Below are 8,335 nucleotides of genomic sequence, written 5' to 3'. Positions count from 1 at the left end.
CGGAGGCATAGCAGTTTTTACGTTGGTTTGTATGGTCAAACCTGGATGAATTTTAAGGATGTTTGTCTAAAATTAGTAACCGAATTAATGAAATTAAATCCTAATAAACGAAAGTATTATCAACGCGGTTTAAGGGCTAGGTCGCTTATAGAATCTGCGTTTTAGCTCATTTCGTCACCCCCTCAGTTTTGGTTCCCAATCTTGCTTTAGTTTTTCTAAGCCAAGTTTTAATTCTGATTGATTCATATTATTCATGGTATTTTAATTGAAATCAACAACTATAAGTTACAGGGTAAGCTTATCTAAATTTGTATAAATTGTACTTCACAGATGGAGCTTGTAGGTAGGAGTGTGTATAAGGAAAGTGTGAAATAAGTAAATTAACTTCAAATAACTTAGCGATCACTCCTTCTTTTTAAAAGCCATAAGATACATCAATTTGGCTTCTTCATATATCGGAAAACCCTCTTCACTAACTAGTGTCCACGGTAATTGCTCTAAGGCTGTCTGCATTTCACGGCGATAGTCTTCCCGTATCGTCAACAAAAAAATTCCCTCCTCTTTTAAAAGACCGAATAGATTGTTTAATACCTCAACCCCAGCATGAGCATAAGCAAAAACCCCTGCAGCAATAATAGCATCAAAAGTTACTGAATTACTAAAAATTTGAGAATCTTCTAAATTACACTGATGGAGAGCCTTGTAGACTTGTCTCTCTTTAGCGATCGCCAGCATTTTTTCTGACAAATCCGCAGCAATAAGATTAGTATATCCCTTTTGGTATAAGGCTTCACCCACTAACCCTGTCCCAGCACCAGCATCTAGAATTGTGGCATCTTTCTTAGGAAGCAGTTTGCTTAATGTCTGTGCTATGTTAGCAGGCATAAAAGACCAATCTTCTTTTATATCTGCATCGTAAGTATTCGCCCAACTATCGTACTTACTTTTTAATTCCTCAGTACTTTGGCTATCACAAATCCCAGATAACCAAGGTCTTGCTTCTAAAAAATCGTTGGCTTGTTCTTCGACCATCTTTAATCACTCCATAACTAATTCAACAACAGTATCAGGAGATAAACGTTGCAGGTGCCACTGAGTAACTTCTTCTCCTGGTATCAAAATTGGACTCCCTGGGGGAACTTTCTTGATACAGCAACTGCTAATTTTACCTAATGCTTGCCCAATGGGTAACTTTTCTTTCCGGCTAAAGAAAGCATCTTTAGGTAAAGTCCTCATTTGAGGACGACGGCAAAAGTAACTGTCAGGTAAAGTATCTTTTGGTGCTTTTTCCCTCAGAATCGGCACAATGGCTGCTAAGGTTTCTCTCATAAATTGGAAATCTTGTTGATTGTGATGGAAAGAGAAAATTAATAACAATCCCTCCTCACCAGCAAATTCCCCATCAATCCCGCTTTCGTACAACAGCTCTGCTAACTCTTCCCCTGTAGTGCGATCGCTTTTTAAATAGATTTTCAGAGGATCGCTAACTTGGGCATCATACGTTAACACCTTGCCGTAATTATCCAATTGACTGCGCAGGCGATCGCATTCACCAATAGCTTGCCAAAATAAAGCTTGACCTTCCTCAGAATACCCCTTCTTAATCGCATCTTCAATACTCAGCATTAACAGGTTACTGCGGGTAGTGGTTTCAAATAAAGGCATCACCCCCATAACTTGTTCAATACTAAACCTAGAGTCAGTGGGTAAATGCAATAAAGCCGTCTGTACCAAACTCCCAGTATATTTGTGCATACTATGGGTGACGATATCTGCCTTAAATGCGATCGCTGATTGCCATTGTTCGTCGAGAAAGGGAAAATGACTACCGTGGGCTTCATCTACTGCTAAAGCAATATCGCTATCGCGACAGTAATCAGCTATCAATGCCAGATCCACAGTTACACCTTCATAACTCGGATGAGTTAGTAACAAAGCCGATACGCCACTGGTTTCTAATGCGGAAATAACTTCGGAGGTAGTGGGCATCAAAGACACAGAAGGAATAAAATAGGGTTCTAATCCTGCTAAAATGATGCCGTTTATGGTGGCAATATGACTGTTAAGAGCGATCGCCACTCGTTTGTACTGAGTACCCAATAAAGCACAAGCCGTTAAAACCCCTTGAGTCCCGCCCCCAGTTAGCCAAAAGGTATGTTTAGTGCCATACATTTCAGAGAAATGTTTTTCGATGCTCTCAGTGCGAGGGCGAGTGAGGAACGCTACATCATATTGATAGATTTCTTCACTCAGGCGTACGCTATTTTGAGCAATTCCTTGGTGGGCGGGAGTATAAAGGCTGACCTGAATATTCTGATTATGGGATGTAATGGCCTGATAAGCAGAAGAAGGTTGATTCATGTTAGTCGAGTATTAATTTAAGATTTGCTTAAATTGACACGATATATCGGGTGGCGTTGAGTCTCAATTTATTATGTTTTAGTCTTGACATAAAAACTAAAAGCTACACCCCACCTTTCATCAAGGTATTCCCATTCCTTGACAAAATTGCGCTCTAAGATGAAACGGTCTATTTCTTCTACAGAATTCAAGTTTTCGTAACGAGGGGCAATATCTTTTTCTAGATAGATACAGTCAATGTGAGCTAGAGTTTTTTCCGCTGATTCTAAAGCCTGCAATTCAGCCCCTTGAGTGTTTAGATATAAGAAATTGAAATCAGAGAAATTCTTGGAAGACTGTTTGATAATGCTATCGACTGTTCTGGTTGGAACGATGATGCGTTTATTTACTGTTGCATCTGTGAATATTTCTTGTTCTTCAAAGACTTTAGCATTTGGCTTAAACAGCGACCCTATGTATGAGTTTGATGTAACATGAAATTCCGCTGAGCCATTCTCATTGCTGACTGCACATTGGACTGCTTCTATTGAGCTAATTGGTTTGTCGTTAATAAGATCTCCGTAGCAGTTCAACAAACGGTGGATCTGTTCAATTTTTACTTGCAACTGTTCAAATAACTCAGGTACTGGCTCGACTATAATTATATCAGTAAATCCCACTAAGATAAACTGCAAAAGTAGTTCGCCTTTATGCCCACCAAAATAGAGTGCCCCCCGAGGTTTAATTTGATATTTTCTAAATATTGCTGGGTAGAAAAAAAAGTCGTATGCTATTTCTTCACCCAAAAAAAATTCTTTGATTTCTTGATCTTCAAAATAAGACTTAAATAAGTCTTGCTTTAAGGTAGCTAACTCACTAAATATCGTGTAAATATCCTTTGGCATTCTTATATACCTACAACAATTAAAAATTGACAAAAAACATACTCCCAAACATTATGTCTGGTTCATAGGTTTCCCCTCTTTCACTACATTAACCCCAAAATTATCTTTCCCAGAGACTAACACGCAAAAGTGGTTACTGATATCTCGACCATAGTTGTCAATGTAATCGCCAGCTAGTCGGTCTGGATAAACTGTGACACGGGGATAAATGTAGCGTCCATTAATAGCAAATCGCTCTTGCTGTGACAAATTAGCAGGCGCACTGTGCATTACTCGTTCAGTAAAAATTACAATCTGACCCGCTTTTATTTCAGGCAAAGTTTCTATTTCCCATTCATCTTCATTAAAGTCATAGGATTTTGCGTATGATTTGCTCTGATTTCCAGAAACGTAATACTTCTGTTCGGGATATGTACCTTGGTCAACAGGTGTTTTAATAATTTTAAATCTTGTGTTGTATGAGCCATTAGCAAATCGTAAAGTACCAATTTCCGGCGTTACATCTTCAATGGCTACCCACACTACTAAGTCTAATATATCTTCATCTTTGGGAAAATCGAGATCTCTTCTTTTAGTCTCGTCAACGTCAAATCCGTAGTAATCGAAGGCTTGATGCCAACCGATTCCTGCCTGTCCGGGCATACGATGAAAAATATTCGTTCTCCATAGTAATAAATCAGTTTTACCTAGTTGATTTAGCCGTTGTATAATTCTTTTGTCAGCAAACAACTTAGTGACAGATTCACAAGCAAAATGATGATCGCGAGGTGTGTAGCAATCCATATACTTGTTATAAAAACTTACGACTTCAAAGCCTTCTATTTCTTTTACTTGACTAATTTCCCTCAGTTGTTTGCCTACCAACTCAACTTCTGTAGAAGAGAACGTATCAAGAGGTCCAAGCCATCCTTTTTTATGAAAACTTTGAATCTGAGCCTCAGTTAGTTTATACATATTGTATATAGATTGTTTTTTGTTTGAGATGAGAGTTTAAATTTTATATATAGCGTTTCTAGGATTTATGAGGTACGCTGATCAACCTCAAAGTCCCCCTTGATAAGGGGGATTTAGGGGGATCCCTTTGTACCCCATGGCATAGAGAGTTGCTATAGATTGGCTGGCGTAAGTTTCCATCTAGATTTTTTTAAGCATCGAATTCCAATTTTTAGAACCGTTATAACCAAACATATCCTGGTAGTAAGTATCAATTAAGTATTCATCTTGATGCTTCATAAGCCAGTTTTTTAGTGAAAATAGCTTGCGTTTCATCTGTTCAATAAATTCTCGATCTTCCCAATCAGACCACTCTTCCCACATAGCTTTATTTGTGTCTTCAACAATTAGATAATCTCCACTTTGTAAGCCATTATTATGAAAATAGTTTAGGAGACCCACTAAATTAACATGAGCATCTTCTACGATTAACCAAGGATGAGCAAGTGTAGAAAGTAGTGCGGTCGATAAAACCATATCGATCTGGTGACAATCGCCTTCCAAAAATTTTATCTTGGGATTAGCTTTGGCTTTTTCATCAAGTAAGGATAAATCGATATCAACAGAGTAGACACTTCCGTTAATGCCTAACAATTCCAACTGATCTGCTAACCATACTGCACTTCCTCCTGTAGATGCACCAAGTTCAATGATACTTTTAGGCTGGAGTTCGTATATCAGCATAGGATAAATGGCAATTTCCAGAGGACTTTTGTCCATCTGTATCCCTTTCCAGGTTTGTAAATGATAGTTGTCAGTCAGAGGTCTCCAAGCTGACTGGGGAATATCACCTCTATCTTCTCGATCGGAGATTTTGACGAACCGCTTATTCTCTAGACTTTCTTGCTCGGTTAAGTTAGATTTGACCATACTGGGTGCAAGTGGTTATTTAAAGCCTCTGATTATGAGATGCGATTAGCTTATAAGCAGAAGATGCTTGAGTCATAGTTTAGGAATTTTTCGGGGGTAATATTGTTGTCTCATAGTTATTGAGCATCCTCAAAACTTGCTATAAGCTAAGCCAATTCCTTTATCTTCTTCATTTTCTGCTTGGAAGAAATCTTGTTGATTAAAGATGCCATTGTAGTGACCTTCTCTAATCGCCAAATCAGATAACTTGTTCAATGGTTGATAACTGTGATGTGCCTTCCACTCTTCCTTGTAGGGTTCGTTTGACATCCTGTTATAAGTACAATGGAAAATGATTCGCATTTTGTTAGTATAGTTTGGAGTAGAACGATGCAGTAAATTAGCATGGAAAAATAAAGCATCTCCAGCTTTCATTTCGCAAAAAACAATCTCTAATTTATCCAAAACTTTTTGAATTCTTTCAGGATCGGTTACCTCTGAATCGCCAAGTCTCATATGCTTCAAAAGTCCCAACAAATGAGATTTTTTGACCACTTGCATACAACCATTCTCTCTAGTAATGTCCGTGATTGCAATACCACAAGTAATCAGATCGGGAAATATACAGCCATAGTGATACCAAGTTCCATAGTCCTGATGCCAATCAAGATTAGATTTGCTGTAAGCTTTTTTCCTCACCAGTTTGGAGTGAAAATGATAGGATTCTTCACCTAAAATAGCTTCAACCGAATCTACCATTCTAGCTATGCGAGGAAAAACTCCTAGCAGTGAATCACTTAGATGAGAGTAACACACAAAGCTGTTTGAGCTTCCATCACTGTTTTTGTAATACGATTCTGCTGCCCATATGTCTGGATATTTTTCACAAGCTGTATACAATGGTTGGATTTCTTCTAAGTCAAATAAATTGGGTACAATAATGAAACCATTACTATGATATTCGGCAATTTGCTCTTTAGTTAAATGCCTTGTTTTTTTCATATTATACTTAAATTTAATTACAGAAAAATCGGCTGAAGTTGTGGGATCGGACGAATTGTACTTTCAACTGCAATACCATTACGTAAGGCTAATAGCAATCCCGCCGCCTCCATGTAGCTATTGACACGATATATCGGGTTGCCCTGAGTTTCGATTTGCAATCTTTCAGGAGTAATATCGTACTTAGTGGTATTATCTTTAACTAAGATTACCGGCACACCTTGGTCTAAAGATGCTAAGAACGGAATATTTCCCACGGTTGTTTCTGGCATTACCACCGCCGAGACATTCTCTACCGATATCCTGGTTTCCCCTGCTGCTACGGGAGTATCAAACCTTACCGGACGGGGAGAATTGATTAAACCATTGAGGGGCGAACAAACATAGGCACTGGAAATTAATTCTGCTCCATCCCTAGGGTCTACTAATTTCCCAAATCCCGTATGTTCCCACTCTAATAATAAGGGAGCATGGGCAGCAGTAAAGGGATAGAAATTAGTGAGCATGTGGGTCATAATTGCTTCCGCACCGCCCCAAGGATTGGGGATAGATTCCCCTCGGTAGTAAGCTTGACGAATTTTATCGTCTACTTCCAAAGTGGTCATTAAAGCCACTGCCCTAGCGGAAGAATTTTCCACCACATCTAGAGCCTTCATCAATTCGTCCATACCTTTAAATTCCCCGGAAGCATTACCATACTGGGAATAGGTACAGGCGGTTTCTACTGGGCCACCCGTTACAACTACAGGGTCGATATTAATTCCCCCTACAGCGCGCAAGCCATTGAGCGCATTAATCACATTGTTTAAAAATCGCTCATCTCTTGGCTTTTCTATAATTGCTGCAATGTTTTTGCGCTTTTCTGGAATCACTCCAATATTACCCAGGAGTAACTGACAAATCAGATTACCTTCCAGATAAAGAACATTATCCTGACCGAAATAGATATCCGACGCAGTAACGGCATTGGGATTAGTGACCAGATAGTCACAAGCGGTCGCTAACAGATTGGTACTGGGAGTAGCATCTCCGGCAAAACCACCAATTTCTGCTCTGACTCCTGTGGGAATAATACTAACTGCGACAAACGGTTGGTTAGAAACCCGTTGACGAATATTAATGTCTAGTAACGATGACCAAACCGGCTCTCTGTCTGTATCGATAAAGCTGGATTCAAAGGTGAGTGTGTCTCCTTCAACCTTGGTTAAAATCAAGCGAATGGGAACACCTGGTAAGGGAAGCGCAGCAATTTTTTGGGAAATTTCTCTCCAGGTGCGCTGTGGGGGAGGGCATTGGATTTCAAAATCTTTGGTATAGACTTGGGTCATTCTCTGTATTTACTTACTAACAACTTATTCAGCCAACGGGATGAGTTTTACACTAATCATCGACTGCCTTACGAGCTAACAACTCAGTAGGTCTAATTCCCAGAGATTCAGCAAGGGCGAAAACCTAGAGTAATCCATCTTTGATCGTTCATTTCCTTGCCTCCTAAGTTTTCCACTTAGCCATAGTATCGTAAGAATTACTTTTCATGGTATAAAAAAATGTTAAATTTTGTTAAAAGCCCAGTATAGACCGGGAGCCATCGCTTTTGTGATAATGGTTTCGTCAATTTTTATTCCCTGCTGCTGCGAATTTGCCCAATCCACCAAAGTTCCCGACTTCTGCACTAATTCCAAAATCATTATATGGTGTTGACTATATCGATGTTTGGCGATAAATTTTATAGCATAGCATCTTTTTTTTTAGGAAACAGGGAATTGGAAATTGGGTAAAAATTATGTGTACCTCAGTACCATGATAAACTCTATAATTAATAATTAATCCTTAAGAATTCATCTTTGCCATCAAACACTTAGCAATCCGAGCTGCTGCCCCTGGTTGACCAAGGCGTCGCTGTCCATTTTCTGCTATTAGCTGTAACTTGTCTGGGTTCTGCAATAACTGTTGGGCTATGGTTGCCACAAATTCTGGTTGCTGTGCTATTACTAACGATGGACCTAACAAGCGAGTTTGGGCTTCGGCAAAAGCAGGGGTATATTGGGGACCAACTCCTGGCATGGCAATGGCTGGTTTTCCTAACCCGACAAATTGCTCTGTGGCTGTGCCTGCCATGGCGATACAGAAATCCCCTTGGAGCAGGCAGAGGTTATAGTCGTTCTGGGTTAAAATCAGTGTGCCATTTTGCTTGGTAAAGGCCAAAGCTTGTTTGTCCTTGAGCTGGAGATTGAATGGATGGGATG

General features: G+C 39.4%; 7 protein-coding genes and 2 pseudogenes. 1 reads left to right on the top strand and 8 read right to left on the bottom strand.

Translation table 11 applies throughout. The features are described from left to right. A pseudogene (locus F6K57_RS32625) lies at positions 1–165 on the top strand (IS4 family transposase); the annotation flags it as partial. A 237-nt stretch (positions 166–402) separates the two neighbouring features. Here F6K57_RS32625 and F6K57_RS32620 read toward each other — a convergent pair. The 8 genes and pseudogenes from F6K57_RS32620 to F6K57_RS32585 form a co-directional block, all read right to left on the bottom strand. Continuing rightward, entirely contained in the window at positions 403–1,032 is a 630-nt protein-coding gene (locus F6K57_RS32620; RefSeq protein WP_293027606.1) for a class I SAM-dependent methyltransferase, read from the bottom strand. A 6-nt stretch (positions 1,033–1,038) separates the two neighbouring features. Then, positions 1,039–2,361, bottom strand: coding sequence for a DegT/DnrJ/EryC1/StrS family aminotransferase (locus tag F6K57_RS32615; RefSeq protein ID WP_293027603.1), 1,323 nt, complete (start codon positions 2,359–2,361; stop codon positions 1,039–1,041). Positions 2,362–2,432: 71 nt separating this feature from the next. Then, positions 2,433–3,245, bottom strand: coding sequence for an FkbM family methyltransferase (locus tag F6K57_RS32610; protein WP_293027600.1), 813 nt, complete (start codon positions 3,243–3,245; stop codon positions 2,433–2,435). A 51-nt stretch (positions 3,246–3,296) separates the two neighbouring features. Then, complete coding sequence (locus tag F6K57_RS32605; RefSeq protein ID WP_293027597.1) at positions 3,297–4,199, bottom strand: phytanoyl-CoA dioxygenase family protein; 903 nt, start codon at positions 4,197–4,199, stop codon at positions 3,297–3,299. Between the two features lie 180 nt (positions 4,200–4,379). Further along, the gene (locus F6K57_RS32600) at positions 4,380–5,108 is read right to left on the bottom strand and encodes a CmcI family methyltransferase (RefSeq protein WP_293027594.1); all 729 of its coding nucleotides are present in this window, start codon (positions 5,106–5,108) and stop codon (positions 4,380–4,382) included. A 129-nt stretch (positions 5,109–5,237) separates the two neighbouring features. Next, the gene (locus tag F6K57_RS32595; protein ID WP_293027592.1) at positions 5,238–6,089 is read right to left on the bottom strand and encodes a phytanoyl-CoA dioxygenase family protein; all 852 of its coding nucleotides are present in this window, start codon (positions 6,087–6,089) and stop codon (positions 5,238–5,240) included. A gap of 17 nt (positions 6,090–6,106) precedes the next feature. After that, positions 6,107–7,417, bottom strand: a complete 1,311-nt coding sequence (locus F6K57_RS32590) for a DUF3326 domain-containing protein (RefSeq protein ID WP_293027589.1) — start codon at positions 7,415–7,417, stop codon at positions 6,107–6,109. A gap of 502 nt (positions 7,418–7,919) precedes the next feature. Continuing rightward, positions 7,920–8,335 (bottom strand): annotated as a pseudogene (locus F6K57_RS32585) (hypothetical protein); the annotation flags it as partial.

The sequence above is a fragment of the Moorena sp. SIO4A5 genome (genome assembly GCF_010672005.1).
Lineage (GTDB): Bacteria > Cyanobacteriota > Cyanobacteriia > Cyanobacteriales > Coleofasciculaceae > Moorena.
The sequence above is the reverse complement of the archived record's forward strand: the minus strand, read 5'-3'. Positions and strand labels throughout refer to the sequence as shown.